This is a genomic window from Aequorivita antarctica, from assembly GCF_007997155.1.
GTDB classification, from domain to species: domain Bacteria; phylum Bacteroidota; class Bacteroidia; order Flavobacteriales; family Flavobacteriaceae; genus Aequorivita; species Aequorivita antarctica.
Window position 1 is genome coordinate 116874 of the sequence record NZ_VORT01000006.1, and the last position, 17460, is coordinate 134333.

Here is a 17460-nt window from a genome sequence, read left to right on the forward strand (position 1 = left end):
GTGAAACAGCGGCTGGTGATTTTAGGAGGAGGCGAAAGCGGAGTGGGAGCAGCCATTTTAGGAAAAAAGAAGGGGTTTGAAGTTTTTGTATCAGACTTCGGAAAAATAAAGGAGAAGTACAAACAAGTTCTTATAAATAATGAAATTGAGTGGGAAGAGGATGGTCATTCCGAAGACAAAATTCTTGCTGCAAGTATAGTAATGAAAAGCCCGGGAATACCTGATAAGGCGCCAATCGTTAAAAAATTGCACGAGAAAGGAGTGAAGGTGATTTCTGAAATTGAGTTTGCGTCAAAATATACAAAAGCGACAATCGTAGGAATCACAGGAAGTAACGGAAAGACTACCACCGCGAGCTTGATACACGAATTGCTAAAAAACGGCGGATTGAACGTCGCTTTAGGAGGGAATATAGGAAAGAGTTTTGCGGAGCAGGTTTCTGAGGAAAAGTATGAAAATTTCGTATTGGAACTCAGCAGTTTTCAGCTTGATGGAATTGAAAATTTTGCCCCACACATTGCAGTTTTGACAAATTTGAGTCCGGACCATTTGGATAGATATGATTACAAATATGAAAATTATATCGCTTCAAAATTCCGGATAACAATGAACCAAACTTCGCAAGACTATTTCATTTACGATGCTGATGATGGAGAAATAATAAAGTGGCTATCGCATAACCCTATAAAATCGCAGCCACTGCCTTTTTCGGTTAAAAAAGAACTGAACCAAGGAGCATACAAAAAAGACAATCAAATAATAATAAAAATAAATAATAAAGAATTCAATATGCCAATCGCAACAATAGGAATCCAAGGAGAACACAATGTAAAGAACGCAATGGCAGCCAGCATGGTAGCCACATTATTGAGAATTAGGAAACAGACCATACGTGAAAGTTTAGAAGGGTTTCAAGGTGTGGAACACAGATTGGAAAAAGTTTTGAAAATCAATAACGTGATGTACATCAATGATTCCAAGGCCACGAATGTGAATGCTACTTTCTACGCTTTAGACAGTATGGAAAACCCAGCTGTTTGGATTGTTGGTGGGGTGGACAAAGGAAATGATTACAGCGAGCTTTTACCTTTGGTAAATGAAAAAGTGAAAGCAATAATCTGTCTAGGTGTTGACAACCAAAAAATTATAAATGCCTTCGGAAATATTGTAGATACCATTATTGAAACAGATTCAATGGTAATGGCTGTGCAAATTGCATACAAATTGGCTGAGCGCAATAATACCGTTCTGCTTTCTCCCGCCTGCGCAAGTTTCGATTTATTTGAAAACTACGAAGACCGCGGCAGACAGTTTAAAGAAGCGGTGAGAAATTTATAATTACGAAATCGAAAATATTAAATTTTAGAAACAACAAACAATAAACCGTGCGAAACATCTTCCATTACATACAAGGCGATAGAGCAATTTGGGGAATAGTAGGTCTTTTGGCGCTATTTTCCTTTTTGCCGGTTTACAGCTCAAGCAGTAATCTGGCTTATCTGTATGGAGATGGAAGCACACTTCCATATTTATTTAGGCATTTTGCACATTTGGTATTGGGTTTTGCGATTTTGTATGGCGTACATAAAATTCCTTACAATTATTTTAGAGGGCTTTCTATTATTGCGATTCCTGTTGTAATTCTACTTTTAATTATAACAATGGCCGAAGGAACCACCATTGAAGGCGCAAACGCTAGTCGTTGGATTCGTGTCCCATTTGTGGGAGTAACTTTTCAAACTTCAACATTGGCGGGAGTGGTTTTAATGACGTATGTGGCTCGTTACCTTTCACGAATTAAGGACAAGACCGTTACCTTCAAAGAAACAATTTTGCCACTTTGGGTTCCTGTGTTTATTGTACTTGCCTTAATTCTGCCAGCCAACTTTTCTACGACTGCTATTTTCTTTTCAATGATTGTAATGTTGGTTTTTGTTGGTGGCTATCCGTTGCGGTATTTAGGTATAATTCTAGGCGCAGGTTTAATATTTCTTACGCTATTTGTGTTAGCTGCAAAGGCATTTCCAGGCGTATTTCCCAATCGTGTGGATACTTGGATTAGTAGGGTTGAAAATTTCAGTGATAATAAAGACACGGAGGCTGACTATCAAATAGAAAAAGCGAAAATAGCCATCGCCTCTGGTGGCGTAACTGGTTTAGGCCCGGGCAAAAGCGTTCAGAAAAACTTTTTGCCACAGTCTTCCTCAGATTTTATTTATGCCATAATTGTAGAGGAATTTGGCCTTATTGGCGGACTGTTTTTAATGGTACTATATCTGTTTTTACTTTTCCGAATAGTGATTGTGGCACATAAGTCAACTTCAGTTTTTGGAAAATTATTGGTCATTGGCGTAGGTATGCCCATAGTTTTTCGGGCGTTGATAAATATGGCAGTTGCTGTGGAGCTGTTTCCTGTAACTGGACAAAACCTCCCATTGATAAGTAGTGGAGGAACTTCAATCTGGATGACGTGTTTAGCGTTGGGAATGGTTTTAAGTGTGAGTGCAAAACGAGAAGTGTCTGTAAAAGAAGAGAAGGAGGAAAACCCATTGGATATTTTAAGCGAAGCAATTTGAAATATAAATTCATCATATCAGGCGGCGGAACTGGGGGTCATATTTACCCTGCGGTTGCCATTGCGAACGAGTTAAAAGCCCGTTTCCCAGATGCTGAATTTTTATTTGTTGGCGCAGAAGATAGAATGGAAATGGAGAAGGTGCCACAAGCAGGTTATAAAATTAAAGGTCTTTGGATTTCGGGTTTGCAAAGAAGTTTATCACTTCAGAATTTGGCCTTTCCCTTAAAACTTGTTTCCAGTTTGCGGAAATCTCAAAAAATTCTGAAAGATTTTAAACCAGATGTTGCAATAGGTACGGGTGGTTATGCCAGCGCACCCTTGTTGCGGATGGCTGCTTTGCGGAATATTCCGTGTTTAATTCAAGAGCAGAATAGTCATGCAGGGATAACAAACAAATGGCTGAGCAGTAAAGTCCAAAAAATTTGTGTGGCTTATGAAGGGATGGAAAAATTCTTCCCTAAGGAAAAATTAAAAATTACGGGCAATCCGGTTAGGCAAGATTTACTGGATATCTCCTCAAAAAAGGAAGAAGCCATTTCTTTTTTCAAATTAAAAAAAGAAAAGAAAACATTGTTGGTTTTGGGGGGAAGTTTAGGTGCTAGACGCATCAATCAATTGATGGAAAAATCACTTTCGTTTTTCGAAAAGCAAAATCTACAAGTTATTTGGCAGTGCGGAAAATATTACGAAGAAACCTATAAAAACAAAGGAAGCGAAACAGTTCAAATCCACACTTTTTTAAATAGAATGGATTTGGCATATGCAGCAGCTGATTTTATTATATCAAGAGCTGGCGCACTTTCGGTTTCGGAACTTTGCTTGGTTGGAAAACCTGTTGTTTTCATTCCATCGCCCAATGTGGCTGAAGACCACCAAACCAAAAACGCGTTGGCAATTTCTGAGAAAAATGCCGCATTGCTGATTAAGGAAAGTGATTTGGATATAAATTTTGAAAATGAATTTTCAGAAATGATTTCTTCCGAAGAAAAACAAAAGTCACTTTCAGAAAACATAAAGAAACTAGCAAAACCAAACGCCACTAAGGATATAGTTGAAGAAATTGAAAAATTATTAAACACCAAAAATTGAAAGATTTAAACCAAATACAAACCTTTTACTTCGTCGGCATTGGCGGCATTGGGATGAGTGCGCTTGCGCGTTATTTCAAAATGCAGGGTAAAGCAGTTTTTGGTTACGACAAAACCCCAACTGATTTGACAGATGAATTGATTGCCGAAGGAATTCCGGTGTCTTTTATTGATGAAATTTCTGAGATTCAAAAAGAAGTCATTTCAAAAGAAAATATTTTGGTGGTTTACACGCCTGCTATTCCTAAGGGTAACAAGATTCTAAATTATTTTGTTACGAAAGATTTTCACATCGTGAAACGCGCTGAACTTTTAGGTGAAGTTTCAAAAAACACACTTTGTCTTGCGGTTGCTGGAACGCACGGCAAAACAACAACTTCGGCCATTTTGGGTCATTTGTTGGCGGAATGTAATATGCCCGTCACAGCATTCTTGGGTGGAATTGCAGAAAATTACAATTCAAATTTTATTTACAAAGGCAGTGAAATAACTGTGGTGGAAGCAGATGAGTTTGACCGTTCGTTCCTTCAGCTTCGTCCAGACATTGCCTGTATAACGTCTATGGATGCGGACCATTTAGACATTTATGGCGATGCAGCGGAAATAGAAAATGCGTTTAGAACGTTTGCGCAATTGGTTCAAAAAGAGGAAAATGTTTTCATAAAAAGGGATCTTCCTTTGGATGGGATGACCGTTGCCATTGAAGAATCAGCCGATTATGAAGCGCAGAACGTGAAAATTAAAGACGGCGCATACCTTTTCGACTTAAAAACCCCGAATGGAATTTTGGAGAATTTAATTTTCCATCTTCCTGGACGACATAATCTTTCAAATGCCATTATGGCTTTGGGCATGGCAATTTTAGCAGGATCCCCAACCGATTGTCTGCCCAAAGCGTTGGCATCTTTTAAAGGTGTGAAACGTCGTTTTTCATATAAAATTAAATCTGAGGAATTGGTTTTGATAGACGATTACGCACATCACCCCACAGAGATTGATGCGCTGTTTCAGGCAGTAGATGAAATGTACCCGAATGATCACAAACAGATTGTTTTTCAGCCACATCTTTTTAGCAGGACACGCGATTTTGGAGAAGGCTTTGCTAAAAGTCTTTCGCAGTTTGACGAAGTGGTGTTGCTGGATATTTACCCTGCTAGAGAAGAACCTATTGAGGGAATTACATCAGAATGGCTTTTAAATCAGATAGATGCGCGGCAAAAGAGAGTGGTGTTCAAATCTGCTTTAACAGAAGTATTGTTGAAATCGAAATGCCGAATAAAACTACTGGTAGGTGCTGGAGACATTGGTGCCGAAGTAAATAAAATAACCCAAAAATTAAAAAATGAAGCGTAGTCTCGAAATCATAAAATTTATATTTCTGCTTAGTTTGATGGCGTTCCTTTTCAGCTTTACAAAAAAGCGAAATGATGCTAGAAAAATCACGAAACTAGATGTTGTGTTTGTAGATGAAAACAGCCCTTTTATTACCTATAATACAGTTAATAAATTGTTGATACAAAATCATGACAAGGTTACGAGCATAGGTAAAGAAACTTTAGTTTTGAAGGAGATGGAGCAAAGACTGCTTGAAAACCCTATGGTTCGTGATGCTCAGGTCTATGTATCGGTTGACGGTACGTTAGGGGCAAAAATTGAACAACGCAAACCAGTGGGCAGGGTGTCTGCTTCGCCAGATTATTACTTGGATGCAGATGGTAAAAAGATGCCGTTGTCTGATGTGTACTCGGCAAGAGTGCCCATAATTACGGGAACTTCGAAAAATAATTTTACTGAAGTTACCTCTTTGTTGATTAAAATAAATGAAGATGAATTTATGAAAAGCAGCGTGGTAGGTTTAAATCGAAAAGCAGATGGCGACATAGAATTGGAGCTTCGAAAAATGGATTTTAAAGTGCTTTTTGGGATGCCAGAGGATATTGAAAAAAAGTTTCAAAACTTTAAAGCATTTTATAAAAAAACAAAACAGGACAGTACACTGTATGGGTACAACATGGTAAATCTGAAATTTGAAAGTCAGGTAATTGCCACAAAAAAGTAAGACCATGGAAAACGATAATATTGCTGTAGGATTGGATATAGGAACTACCAAGATAGTTGCTATGATTGGTAGGAAAAATGATTATGGCAAAATGGAAATATTGGGTATAGGAAAAGCGAAGAGCCTTGGTGTACACCGAGGTGTTGTTAACAACATTACCCAAACCATTCAGTCTATTCAGCAAGCGGTGCAGGATGCTGAAACTTCTTCGGGAATGAAGATAAAAGAGGTTGTTGTTGGTATTGCTGGCCAGCACATTCGAAGCCTCCAGCACAGTGATTATATTACCCGTCCCAATGGAGAAGATGTTATAAAGGAAGAAGATATTGATAGGCTTTGCAACCAAGTTCACAAATTGGTAATGCTTCCCGGGGAAGAAATATTGCACGTTTTACCACAGGATTTTAAAGTTGATGGTCAGGCCGAAATAAAAGAGCCTATCGGAATGTATGGCGCTCGTTTGGAAGCTAATTTTCACGTTGTTGTTGGGCAGGTTTCTTCTATCAGAAATGTGGGTAGGTGTATAAAAAGTGCAGGACTTGAACTTTCTGCAATCACTTTAGAACCTTTAGCATCAGCAAAAGCGGTTTTGAGCCAAGAGGAAAAAGAAGCAGGTGTAGCCTTGATTGACATAGGAGGTGGTACTACAGATTTGGCAATTTTTAAAGATGGCATCATTCGTCATACCGCTGTAATTCCTTTCGGTGGAAATGTGATTACTGAAGACATAAAAGAAGGCTGTTCCATCATTGAAAAGCAAGCAGAACTTCTAAAAATAAAATTTGGCTCCGCTTGGCCCGGTGAGAACAAAGACAATGAAATTGTCTCCATTCCAGGCTTAAGAGGAAGAGAGCCGAAGGAAATTAGTTTAAAAAACCTTTCAAAAATTATCCATGCACGTGTTATTGAAATCATCGAGCAGGCGTATATGGAAATAAAAAATTACGGACACGAAGATCCAAAAAAGAAGCTTATTGCAGGAATTGTACTTACTGGAGGTGGAGCGCAGCTTCAACATATAAAACAGCTAGTTGAATACATCACGGGAATGGACACTCGCATTGGTTATCCCAATGAGCATTTGGCGGGTGATAGCGATTCCGAAACCACTAGCCCAATGTATGCAACCGCAGTTGGCTTGGTGTTAAATAGTTTGGAAAGCAAAGAAAAATCTTCATTGATGAAACGTTTCCCTCATCCGGAAACAGAGCAAGTGATAGAAGGGGAATCAGACTCGACAGAAACTGAAACTGAAACGGAAACTGGAAAAAAGGAAAGAAAAATTAAAGAAAAAGATACAAAAACCTCAAAACGGTTTTTTGACAAATGGGCCGAGAAGTTTAAGGAGTTTTTGGACAACGCCGAATAATAAAAAATTGAAAAAAGAAAAGGACAACAAATAGAAAAGATATGAGCAGCAAAACAGAATTTGACAACATTTCATTCGACCTGCCAAAGAACCAATCCAATGTGATTAAGGTGATTGGAGTAGGCGGTGGAGGGAGTAACGCCATTAACCATATGTTCAGCCAGGGCATAAAGGGAGTTGACTTTGTAATATGCAACACAGACGCACAAGCTTTGGAAAACAGTCCAGTACCAGTCAAAATCCAGTTAGGTGTTTCCCTGACCGAAGGTTTGGGCGCTGGTGCAAACCCTAAAGTTGGTGAACAATCTGCCGTGGAGAGCATGGAAGAGATTCGGAATATGCTTACCACCAATACTAAAATGATTTTCATCACTGCCGGAATGGGTGGTGGTACCGGAACTGGTGCAGCGCCAATTATTGCAAAAATGGCAAAGGATATGGATATTCTGACTGTTGGTATCGTCACTATTCCATTTCAATTTGAAGGAAAAACCAGAAACGACCAAGCTCATATTGGGGTAGAAAAACTACGTCAAAATGTGGATTCGTTGGTGGTTATCAACAATAATAAATTACGTGAAGTTTATGGAAACCTTGGTTTTAAAGCTGGATTTTCAAAAGCTGATGAAGTGTTGGCTACCGCTGCTCGTGGCATTGCCGAAGTAATCACACATCATTACACCCAAAACATTGACCTTCGCGATGCTAAAACCGTGCTTGCCAACAGTGGCACTGCCATTATGGGAAGCGCAACCGCTTCTGGGGCAAATAGAGCAAAAGAAGCTATCGGTAGAGCGTTGGATTCACCATTGCTAAACGACAATAAAATAAAAGGAGCCAAAAACGTATTGCTGCTTATCGTTTCCGGCTCTGATGAAATCACCATTGATGAAATTGGCGAAATCAGTGACCATATTCAAGATGAGGCTGGGCACAGTGCAAATATCATTATGGGGGTGGGCGATGAGGAAAGTCTGGAAGGGTCAATTTCTATTACTGTTATTGCAACGGGTTTTAATGTTGAACAACAAAACGAAATAGTAAACACTGAAACAAAAAAGATAATCCACACTTTGGAAGACGAGCAAAAAGCGGAACATCACCTTACTCCAAAAGCGACTGCTACTCCCGTAAGACTGCCTGAAGAACCATTGCCCTCACAGCCAAAAGCTGAAGCAAAAGTGGTAAAGCATACTCTTTTTGATGATGCTGAAGTTGAAGAAAAACTTCCGTTTGATGGTTACATCAAAACTTCGGATTTATTGAAAAATCTAAAAGTCTCGTATGACGAAGTTGTTGTTGAAGACATGGAGGAATTCAATCAAGTAGCGGTAAACAAAATAAACGTAAATGAATTTGTAATTCTTGAAGCACCCAAAAAAGAAGAAGAATTAATCAGACCCGAAACTACTTCTGAAGATGGCGATGAGCAAATATTAATGTTCGATCTTCCCATAAATTCTTCTATAAAAAAAATCACTGAAAAAAATAAAAAGGAAGAAACGATTTTCTTTGATTTAGACGAAATAGAGGTTAGGGATCATATTGAAATAGTTCCCATAACCGAAGTTTCAGGTGATGGAATAAAGCGATATAGCTTAGACGATTACCAAGAAGTGGAAGATCGCCTAAACAGCGCAAAGCCTTCAAAAGTAGTTGCAGAAGAAATAGAAGATGAAGAAATTGTTTTTGAAAAAAGAACCCTTTCTGAGCCAAGTATTAAGGAAACAGAAACTCAAGAAGACCAAGATCCACTAAATGCACCAATATCAAAAATATTAAGCGATCGTACCGAAGAGCGTAAACGCAAGATGAAGGAGTTTAATTATAAATTCAAAAACAGTCCTTCACGTATCGATGAAATTGAAAAACAGCCTGCTTACAAGCGTATGGGTATTGATCTTAACGATACAAAGGACGAGTTTAACATTTCAAGAACTTCTGTAAATACAGATAATGACGAGATTGAATTACGCAAAAACAATTCTTTTTTACACGATAATGTTGACTAAGTGATATTTATTCACTTAAAGCAGGGGCCCGAATTTCAGAAATGAGTTCGGGCTTTTTTATCGATATATTTCGGATGGGATAAATCTAAATTTTACTGTTTCGCGTTTCCGGTTTATTAAGTATCTTCGCATTCTATAAAAAATAAAAAATGAGCTTACAAGATAAGGTGATGGACGCAATGAAAACAGCTATGAAAGCCAAGGATACACAGTCTTTGGAGGCATTGCGCTCCATTAAATCTGCACTGCTTTTGGCACAGACCGAAACAGGTTCAAAGACAGATTTGACTGAAGAAGAAGAAATAAAATTGTTACAAAAGCAAGTAAAACAGCGCAAGGACAGTGCAGCCATTTACAAGGAGCAAAACCGTTTAGACCTTGCTGAACCAGAATTGGCGCAAGCACTGGTAATAGAACAGTTTTTGCCACAACAGCTAAGTGAAGAAGAAGTAACTAAAATTGTAGATGATATAATAACCGAAACTGGAGCATCCTCAATGGCTGATATGGGGAAGATAATGGGGTTGGCAAGTGCAAAACTTGCAGGAAAAGCTGATGGTAAAACCATTTCAACGGTAGTAAAATCTAGATTGGCTTAAAATAAATTTAACGGCCGCGTGGCGCAACTGAATAGCGCATCAGATTTCGGCTCTGAGGGTTGGGGGTTTGAATCCCTTCGCGGTCACGAATAAATGAAAAGGGAGAAAAAAGTTTTGAGCAAGCTCAAGGAACTTTTTTCTCCCTTTTCATTTTCAAAGCGGAGCTTTGAGGGATCACCGTAGGTAATCCCATTTGTGAATTACCCCAGTTTTGAGCAAGCTCAAGGAACTTTTTTCTCCCTTTTCATTTTCAAAGCGGAGCTTTGAGGGATCACCGTAGGTAATCCCATTTGTGAATTACCCCAGTTTTGAGCAAGCTCAAGGAACTTTTTTCTCCCTTTTCATTTTCAACTCCCTTTTCTCTAAGCGCCAAATTGTTTTAAGTGATGGTCTAAATGTTTATACTGCATCTGCCCCCATTGCTGTGGTGTGAATTTCCCAAAAAGAGGATGTGGCTCCCACTGGGTTTCGTTTTTCTTTCTTTGAAATTCATCTATTAATTTTTCAAGCGCGATCTTTTCTGGGTCAAAATCTTTCGTTTCCGTAATTTTAAATGTCTTTGCGGTAGGCAGATTCTGTCGCCAAGGTTTGTCATTGTAAAGTGATTTTTTGAAAAGAAACGCTAACGGGAAAAACTGCTTTTTAATATTGCTTTTGCCCAGAGAAATATTCAATGGTTGCTGGCAATGGTAGAGCATCTGCCCAACATCCATCCTTCCCCATTTTCGTTTGCTTTCTACATTTAGCGCGTTGAGTCTTTTCTTAATTTCAGAATATGCTTGGTCATCAAAAAGTGATTTCATATTTTAATATTTAATAGAGTGAATAAATTTATTCAATAAAATTTAGAAATCATCTTATCAAAAGTTTGTTTTCATAAAAAAAGCTATGTTGTTTAAACATTCATTGCTATCTTTAATGAAAAGCTTTAAATATGGAAGAAAATACTTCTTTTTCCATAAAAAACTGGAATGAAGACGATCGCCCGCGTGAAAAATTGCTATTGAAAGGTCGAACGGCTCTAAGCGATGCAGAACTAATTGCCATATTAATAGGTTCTGGCAGTCGAAACGAAAGCGCCGTTTCTTTGAGTCAACGTATTTTGGCTTCGGCTGATAACAACCTGAGTGAATTGGGAAGACTTTCCATTCCCGAATTGATGGAGTTTAAAGGAATAGGCGAAGCAAAAGCAATAAGCATAGCCGCCGCAATGGAACTCGGCCGAAGAAGAAGAACGGGTGAAGCGTTGGAACGAAAAAAAATCAACTCCAGCAACTCTGTTTTTGAATATGTGCAACCTATTATTGGTGAATTGCCACACGAAGAATTTTGGATACTCTATTTAAACAATTCAAACAAAATTATTAAAAGTTCGCAGCTCAGCAAAGGTGGTATAACTGGAACGGTTGTGGATGTAAGGTTAGCGTTTAAAGAAGCACTACAACTTGGAGCCGTGGGTATTATTTTGGCACATAACCATCCCTCGGGGACACTGAAGCCCAGTCAAGCAGACATACAGCTTACCAAAAAACTGAAAGTCGCAGGTGATAGCTTGGACATAAAAGTCCTAGATCACCTTATAATTACTGAAAAAGCGTACTTTAGCTTTGCCGATGAAAATATGCTGTAACCCGCTATGCTGTTAATTTATACCCAAAAACTAACCCCCCGTATTTCCTATATTTTTAAGCATATTTGCCTGCGAATTTTGGGGATTGAAGTTGCATTTACTTCGGGAATTGAAGAATTTATAGCTCACGTTGGTCCAAAAATTTCCTATGGAAAAAAACCATTGGGCAATGAACTTTTCTTTCAAAGTTATGGCCTTTTAGAACAGCAGGGCTTGGAGGCGACTGACTTTACAGTAAAAAAATGGGGTGATACCTTCGGTTTTTTTTCGGTTTCAAATAGCAGCGGACTGCCTTTTGATATATTTTCTGCCAGTTTTTATATGCTTACGCGTTATGAAGAATATCTTCCACACGTAAAAGATGAAGTGGGACGCTTTATGGCTTCGGAAAGTTTGGCGTATAAAGAAGGGTTTCTTCATCAACCTATTGTGGACATTTGGGCGTATCTATTTAAGGATAAACTTTTGGAGGCGTTTCCTGAATTAATTTTTCCTCATAAAAAACTTATAGTCCATCCTGTAATTGAAGCAGCTCAGCCATATGCGTATAAGCAGAAAGGAATATTTAGATCCTTTGTGGGGTTTGTAAATAGTCTATTTCAAGGAAAATTTCGAAATATTATTGAGCGCATCCAAGTAGTTTTGGGTATAAAGCGCGATCCGTTGGATACTTTCAAATGGATTGTGAACAAGGCTACACGGAGCAATTTCAAACTTACGGTTTTCTTTCTTTTGGGTAATGCGCTGTCGTTTAACGAAAGCATGAACACCCATCGGCAGAAATTCAAAATGCTGATAAAATTTGTTTCGGACTACAAAGACGTAGGGCTAATCTTTTCATTCAATTCATTGAGCGATTATGAATTGCTGAAAAGCGAAAAGCGCCGGATGCAGGAAATAACCAATCGCTCCCTTGACAGCTCTATGAATTCTGAGTTTTTGGTAAACCTTCCCGACATATACCGCCATTTGGTAGAACTTGAAGTGAAGCGTGATTTTACGATGGTATTTCGCGACACAGTTGGGTTCCGTGCCGGCACCTGTACGCCATTTCTTTTTTATGATTTGGATTATGAAATAAAAACCCCTTTGATTATCCACCCTTCGGCGATGACAACTTTGGCGTTTCAAAAAAAATACGCTTCAGATATTGAAAAAACCGTTAATAATACTATTGCTGCTGTAGAAAAAGTAAATGGAACTTTTACAATGATCTTTTCCAATAAAGATTTTTCTTCTACAGAAAGCAATAAAGTATGGCGAAATATTTTTTCAGAAAAACTACAGGAATATGCACAATAGAGAAATAACGGATGTTTTTTTTGACTTGGATCACACGCTTTGGGATTTTGACCGAAATTCGGGTTTGGCTTTTGAAAGAGTGTTCCAGAGACATAAAATAGCCTTACCTCTGACCGATTTTTTAAGAGAATACGAACCCATTAATTTGATATATTGGAAGAAATACCGCGAAGAGCGCGTTTCTAAAGAAGAACTCCGCAGAGGCAGATTGACTGAAACTTTTGATATTTTCAAACTAAAATTTCCCATTGAAACCATTGATGCTCTTGCGGTTTGTTACATTGAGGAACTTCCTGTGGACAACCATCTTTTCATGGGTGCTTTTGAAATCTTGGAATATCTTTCGGAAAAATATAATCTTCACATAATAACCAATGGTTTTGAGGAAGTGCAGTATTTAAAATTAAACAACAGCGGCATCAAAAAATATTTTAGCACTGTTACCACTTCCGAAGAAGTTGGTTTAAAAAAGCCACATCCATCGGTTTTCCAAACAGCTTTAACCAAAGCTTCAGCATTACCCCATAAAAGTATAATGGTTGGTGATAGTTTTGAAGCGGACATTGTTGGGGCGGAAAATGCAGGAATGCACACTTTGTTTTTTAATTATAAAAACGAGGAAGTGGCCCCTAAATATTTCGCAATCACTGAGCTTTTGGAGATTAAAAATTACCTTTAGTAATAATCCGAAATAAACGGCGTTAACTACTGGTAAACTATCCCCACTTATGAATAAAACCTTATCCCTGTCCATTTTTATGGTATGTGCATGCCTATTTTTTTCGGCTTGTATACAGGACACCGATTTTGATCAAGCCGAGGATATTGCGCTTACCCCTGTTGTTGAATTGGATTTGATATACTTCAATCTAGAGGCAAATCGTTTTTTTGATACCATAAATTCCACTCCAATCCTTACTGTTCGTGATACTACTGAAATTAGATTTTTGGATGATAGCACCATTCAGGAAAGCCTGAAACGTGCGGAGTTCTATTTCAAGTTTACCAACAGTATTCCGCGTAGCTTTCAAGTAGATTTTCAGTTTTTAAGTGAATTGAATGATACAACTTATGTGGCTGAAACCTCTGTATTACAAGGAACACTTGTAACTCCAGTAATTACCGAATTTACAGAAAATGTTGAGGGTGATGATATTTTGCTCCTAACACAAGCGAATAAAGTTGTGGTATCGGTAACCATTCCTTCTTCCAATGAAAACTTGGAGGGCACATTGAACTTAAAATCCAAAACCACCTACTTTTTGGAATACTAATACAATGCGAAATTTATTAACTATTATATTATCCCTTGTGGGAGTATTTGCCATTTCCCAAAATAAGCAGATACTCTATGGGTTTGATGATATTCCCCAATCCTTGATGCTGAATCCCGGAAGCAAAGTACTTCAGAAAAAACACTATGGAATTCCTTTTTTGTCACAAATTCACTTTAATGTCGGTTCCTCTGGCGTGTCAGTGTACGATATTTTTAAGGATGGGAACGATAACATCAATGATCGCATCACCAAAAAGATTTTTGAAATGAAGAATACTGATTTCTTCACTGCTACACAACAGTTGGAGCTCATTAACTTTGGTTGGCGCGCAAAAAATGAAATTTATTTTTCGGGAGGTATTTATCAAGAGTTTGATTTTATAGCCTACTTCCCAAGAGATCTGGCCATTTTGGCTTGGGAAGGAAACCGGGACTATTTGAATTATGAATTTGATTTGGGTGAAATAAGCACCACTGGCGATCTTTTGACGGTCTATCATTTTGGTTTGAACAAGCAGATAAGTGAAAAATTGACAGTAGGTGCGCGGTTGAAACTGTATTCAAGTATGTTCAGTTACCGAAGCGTGAACAATTCCGGAACCTTCGTGACCCGCTTGGGCGATGAAAATTCGGAAAATATATATGAGCACACCGTCCAAAATGCCGATGTCACTGTGGAAACCTCAGGCTATGCCTCTTTGCGAGAATTGGATGGAGCAGGGCAGGTTACAAGTGAAATCTTGGGCCGGGCCTTTTTTGGAGGTAACATTGGAGTAGGAGTGGACCTTGGTTTTACTTATGAAATTAATAAAGCTTGGACCCTCTCCGCTAGTGCGTTAGATGTTGGTGCCATTTTTCATTCAAAAGATGTTGAAAATTATCGCGCACACGGAACCTACACTTTAGATGGGATAAACCTAATTTTTCCACCTTTGAGCGATGGAGAATCAACCTTTCCATACTATGGCAATCTTGAGGATGAAGTAGAGCGGGAAATACCGATAGATACTCTTCATAACGGCTATACCCAGTTTCGCCCTATAAAATTCAATGCAGGGCTGAGTTATGGTTTTGGAAGGTTTAATGCAACCGGAGCATGTGATTGTTTGAACGTGGGCGGAGAAAACCTTCACAAGCAAAATATTGGGCTTCAGTTCTATTCTATTTTTAGACCCAAAGGGCCGCAAATGGCAGGAACGTTTTTTTACCATAGAAGGCTTACGGAATATCTTTCTGCGAAAGCAACCTACACAGTTGATTCCTATTCTTTTTCAAATGTCGGGTTGGGTGTTTCAGCAGATATTGGTAAAATAAATTTTTACATTCTTGCGGACAACCTCATTAAATATAGCAATTTGGCAAAGGCAAAAAGTGTATCTTTACAATTAGGTTTTAACATTATAATTGACGAAGAATGACACGTTATTTACTGCTTTCCATTACTTTATTGCTGGCTTCGAATGCCATTTCACAGAATACAAATTTGAGCGATTACAGCTATGTTGTCGTACCCGAACAATTTGATTTTCTAAAAGGTCGTGATCAATTTCAGATTAATTCCATGACCCAATTTTATTTGGAAAAAAATGGTTTCAATGCTTATTTGGCAGACTCTGCACCCAATGCCAACCGTTGCGATGGCCTTTACGCCAGCGTGGAGCAATTGAGCACCATTTTCGGAACCAAGCTTCAAGTAGTTTTGAAAGACTGTAACGAAAATGAGGTTTATAGGGGACAAGAAGGGAAAAGCAAGTATAAGGAATTTGACAAATCTTATCAGGACGCACTTAGGAAGTCATTCGTCAGTTTAAAAAATTTACACATAAAACAAAAAGATGTGGTTCTTTTAACCAATAACACCAACAATTCAATAGTTTCTAAAGAAACAAAACCAAATACTGAAATGGTTGAGCTTACAAAGCCAAAAGTTTCAAGAGTTTCAGGGAATTTACTACCGGATGCCAAATTTTCAAATTATTCAAATTCGGGAAAAACTTACCTGCTTCGGAAAACAGCAGAAGGTTATTCCTTATATGAAGAATCTGCCAACGCGGCAGATGGGCTTCTTTTGAAGGGGAAAATAATAGTAATGGATAAAGTGATAAAATATATGGACACCGCTGGAAACGTTGCTGATGCTATTTTTGATGCTTCAGGAAATCTTATAATTAAGGAAAATGGTGCTTCAACGGTTTACATGTCTGAAGACTAAAAATCGTATTTGTCTTTCCAAAGTTGTTTTAGGTAGCTTTTTAGCGCATTTTCCTTTGGGTTGTTTCCCGGTCTATAAAATGTAGTCCCTTTTATTTCCTCGGGCAAAAATTCGTGCTGCACGAAGTTTCCTTCATAATTGTGGGCATATTCATATTCCTTTCCGTAACCCAATTGCTTCATAAGCTTCGTTGGCGCGTTTCTGATAGATAACGGCACTGATAGGTCTCCCGTTTGACGAACAAGCTGTTGCGCTTCGCCAATGGCTTTGTATGAGGCATTGCTTTTAGGTGAAGTTGCCAAATAAATTGCACATTGGCTTAAAATAATTCTTGCTTCTGGATAACCTATTGTATTTACTGCCTGAAATGTACTATTGGCAAGTAACAGCGCATTTGGGTTTGCATTACCAATATCTTCGGAGGAGAGGATGACCATTCTTCTCGCGATGAATTTTATATCCTCACCACCTTCGATCATTCTGGCTAACCAATATACGGCGGCGTTTGGATCGCTTCCGCGAATGGATTTTATGAATGCTGAAATGATGTCGTAATGTTGCTCGCCAGTCTTGTCATAAAGCACTGTGTTTTTTTGCGCTTTTTGCATCACCAGTTCATTGGTAATTGTGATTTTTTCGCTTTTTTCCGAAAGGACCACCAATTCCAAAATGTTTAGAAGCTTACGTGCATCACCGCCGGAAAGCCTGATAATTGCTTCGGTTTCTTTTAAGACTACTTTTTTCTTTGATAAGATTTCATCTTCTTTTAAAGCTCTTTTCAGCAAAGCTTCCATATCCTCACGACTGAAAGATTCCAATACATAGACCTGACAGCGGGACAATAATGCGGGAATTACCTCAAAACTTGGATTTTCTGTTGTAGCTCCTATCAAGGTAATCCAGCCTTTTTCGACAGCGCCCAAAAGCGAATCTTGCTGCGATTTGCTGAAACGGTGAATTTCATCAATAAACAGAATAGGGTTTTTAGTTGAAAATAAAGTGTCGCTTTTCTTTGCTTTTTCAATTACTTCCCGAACAGCGGCAACACCACTATCTACAGCGCTTAAGGCATAGAACGGTCTACCGCTTTTATTCGAAATAATATTTGCAAGTGTAGTTTTTCCTGTTCCTGGTGGTCCCCAAAAAATCATTGAGGGAATCATTCCTGTGCTTAATTGGGAAGTGAGTGAACCTTTGGGGCCAACCAAATGCTGCTGGCTTAAATAACCTTCGAGAGTGTTCGGCCGGATCCGTTCGGCGAGAGGTGCGTTCATAGTTTGTAAAATTACAATTTTAATAAATCGGTTTCACTGACAATTTATCATAAATTTGATT

16 protein-coding genes and 1 tRNA gene are annotated in these 17460 nt (G+C 38.5%); 15 read left to right on the plus strand and 2 right to left on the minus strand.

The features are described 5' to 3' along the window. From murD to ESU54_RS09970, 9 genes are all read left to right on the plus strand, one after another. Positions 1–1338 carry a UDP-N-acetylmuramoyl-L-alanine--D-glutamate ligase gene (murD, locus tag ESU54_RS09930; RefSeq protein ID WP_111844251.1) on the plus strand — a complete coding sequence of 446 codons (1338 nt, stop codon included), beginning with the start codon at positions 1–3 and terminating at the stop codon, positions 1336–1338. Positions 1339–1385: 47 nt separating this feature from the next. After that, positions 1386–2576, plus strand: a complete 1191-nt coding sequence (locus tag ESU54_RS09935; protein ID WP_111844250.1) for an FtsW/RodA/SpoVE family cell cycle protein — start codon at positions 1386–1388, stop codon at positions 2574–2576. Then, positions 2573–3667, plus strand: a complete 1095-nt coding sequence (murG, locus tag ESU54_RS09940) for an undecaprenyldiphospho-muramoylpentapeptide beta-N-acetylglucosaminyltransferase (RefSeq protein WP_111844249.1) — start codon at positions 2573–2575, stop codon at positions 3665–3667. The genes ESU54_RS09935 and murG overlap by 4 nt, the downstream gene beginning before the upstream one ends. Then, positions 3664–5019 (plus strand): UDP-N-acetylmuramate--L-alanine ligase, encoded by a 1356-nt coding sequence (gene murC / locus ESU54_RS09945; protein WP_111844248.1) that lies wholly within the window; start codon positions 3664–3666, stop codon positions 5017–5019. The genes murG and murC overlap by 4 nt, the downstream gene beginning before the upstream one ends. After that, complete coding sequence (locus tag ESU54_RS09950; protein ID WP_111844247.1) at positions 5009–5725, plus strand: cell division protein FtsQ/DivIB; 717 nt, start codon at positions 5009–5011, stop codon at positions 5723–5725. The genes murC and ESU54_RS09950 overlap by 11 nt, the downstream gene beginning before the upstream one ends. A gap of 4 nt (positions 5726–5729) precedes the next feature. Beyond that, positions 5730–7094: a cell division protein FtsA gene (ftsA, locus tag ESU54_RS09955; protein WP_111844246.1), complete on the plus strand. Its 1365-nt coding sequence runs from the start codon at positions 5730–5732 to the stop codon at positions 7092–7094. 41 nt (positions 7095–7135) lie between these two features. Beyond that, entirely contained in the window at positions 7136–9106 is a 1971-nt protein-coding gene (gene ftsZ, locus ESU54_RS09960) for a cell division protein FtsZ (RefSeq protein WP_111844245.1), read from the plus strand. A gap of 149 nt (positions 9107–9255) precedes the next feature. Next, a complete protein-coding gene (locus ESU54_RS09965; protein ID WP_111844244.1) occupies positions 9256–9705 on the plus strand; it encodes a GatB/YqeY domain-containing protein in 450 nt (149 codons plus the stop codon). Positions 9706–9717: 12 nt separating this feature from the next. After that, positions 9718–9791: transfer RNA gene (locus ESU54_RS09970), tRNA-Arg, on the plus strand. A gap of 276 nt (positions 9792–10067) precedes the next feature. On the opposite strand, the gene ESU54_RS09975 is transcribed toward ESU54_RS09970, so the two are convergent. Continuing rightward, a complete protein-coding gene (locus ESU54_RS09975) occupies positions 10068–10508 on the minus strand; it encodes a DUF1569 domain-containing protein (RefSeq protein ID WP_111844243.1) in 441 nt (146 codons plus the stop codon). A gap of 131 nt (positions 10509–10639) precedes the next feature. Between ESU54_RS09975 and radC the strand changes: the two genes are divergently transcribed. From radC to ESU54_RS10005, 6 genes are read left to right on the plus strand one after another with little or no spacing between them, the layout of a single operon-like run. Next, a complete protein-coding gene (radC, locus tag ESU54_RS09980; protein WP_111844242.1) occupies positions 10640–11335 on the plus strand; it encodes a RadC family protein in 696 nt (231 codons plus the stop codon). Between the two features lie 6 nt (positions 11336–11341). Beyond that, positions 11342–12637 (plus strand): DUF7033 domain-containing protein, encoded by a 1296-nt coding sequence (locus ESU54_RS09985; RefSeq protein ID WP_111844241.1) that lies wholly within the window; start codon positions 11342–11344, stop codon positions 12635–12637. Continuing rightward, positions 12627–13316 (plus strand): YjjG family noncanonical pyrimidine nucleotidase, encoded by a 690-nt coding sequence (locus ESU54_RS09990; RefSeq protein ID WP_111844240.1) that lies wholly within the window; start codon positions 12627–12629, stop codon positions 13314–13316. The genes ESU54_RS09985 and ESU54_RS09990 overlap by 11 nt, the downstream gene beginning before the upstream one ends. Positions 13317–13365: 49 nt before the next feature. Then, positions 13366–13911, plus strand: coding sequence for a hypothetical protein (locus tag ESU54_RS09995; RefSeq protein ID WP_146743986.1), 546 nt, complete (start codon positions 13366–13368; stop codon positions 13909–13911). Between the two features lie 4 nt (positions 13912–13915). Further along, positions 13916–15331: a DUF5723 family protein gene (locus ESU54_RS10000; RefSeq protein WP_111844238.1), complete on the plus strand. Its 1416-nt coding sequence runs from the start codon at positions 13916–13918 to the stop codon at positions 15329–15331. Then, entirely contained in the window at positions 15328–16125 is a 798-nt protein-coding gene (locus ESU54_RS10005; protein ID WP_111844237.1) for a hypothetical protein, read from the plus strand. Before ESU54_RS10000 ends, ESU54_RS10005 begins: the two co-directional genes overlap by 4 nt. Here the strand turns inward: ESU54_RS10005 and ESU54_RS10010 are convergent. After that, complete coding sequence (locus ESU54_RS10010) at positions 16122–17399, minus strand: replication-associated recombination protein A (protein ID WP_111844236.1); 1278 nt, start codon at positions 17397–17399, stop codon at positions 16122–16124. The genes ESU54_RS10005 and ESU54_RS10010 overlap by 4 nt on opposite strands. Positions 17400–17460 lie beyond the last annotated feature (61 nt).

Bases quoted from the DNA above. Each gene is read 5' to 3' on its own strand.
- ESU54_RS10010 (WP_111844236.1), bottom strand. From the start codon at position 17,399: ATGAACGCACCTCTCGCCGAACGGATCCGGCCGAACACTCTCGAAGGT.
- ESU54_RS09990 (WP_111844240.1), top strand. From the start codon at position 12,627: ATGCACAATAGAGAAATAACGGATGTTTTTTTTGACTTGGATCACACG.
- ftsZ (WP_111844245.1), top strand. From the start codon at position 7,136: ATGAGCAGCAAAACAGAATTTGACAACATTTCATTCGACCTGCCAAAG.
- ESU54_RS10000 (WP_111844238.1), top strand. From the start codon at position 13,916: ATGCGAAATTTATTAACTATTATATTATCCCTTGTGGGAGTATTTGCC.
- ESU54_RS09975 (WP_111844243.1), bottom strand. From the start codon at position 10,508: ATGAAATCACTTTTTGATGACCAAGCATATTCTGAAATTAAGAAAAGA.
- ftsA (WP_111844246.1), top strand. From the start codon at position 5,730: ATGGAAAACGATAATATTGCTGTAGGATTGGATATAGGAACTACCAAG.
- ESU54_RS09950 (WP_111844247.1), top strand. From the start codon at position 5,009: ATGAAGCGTAGTCTCGAAATCATAAAATTTATATTTCTGCTTAGTTTG.
- radC (WP_111844242.1), top strand. From the start codon at position 10,640: ATGGAAGAAAATACTTCTTTTTCCATAAAAAACTGGAATGAAGACGAT.
- ESU54_RS09965 (WP_111844244.1), top strand. From the start codon at position 9,256: ATGAGCTTACAAGATAAGGTGATGGACGCAATGAAAACAGCTATGAAA.
- ESU54_RS09985 (WP_111844241.1), top strand. From the start codon at position 11,342: ATGCTGTTAATTTATACCCAAAAACTAACCCCCCGTATTTCCTATATT.
- ESU54_RS10005 (WP_111844237.1), top strand. From the start codon at position 15,328: ATGACACGTTATTTACTGCTTTCCATTACTTTATTGCTGGCTTCGAAT.
- ESU54_RS09995 (WP_146743986.1), top strand. From the start codon at position 13,366: ATGAATAAAACCTTATCCCTGTCCATTTTTATGGTATGTGCATGCCTA.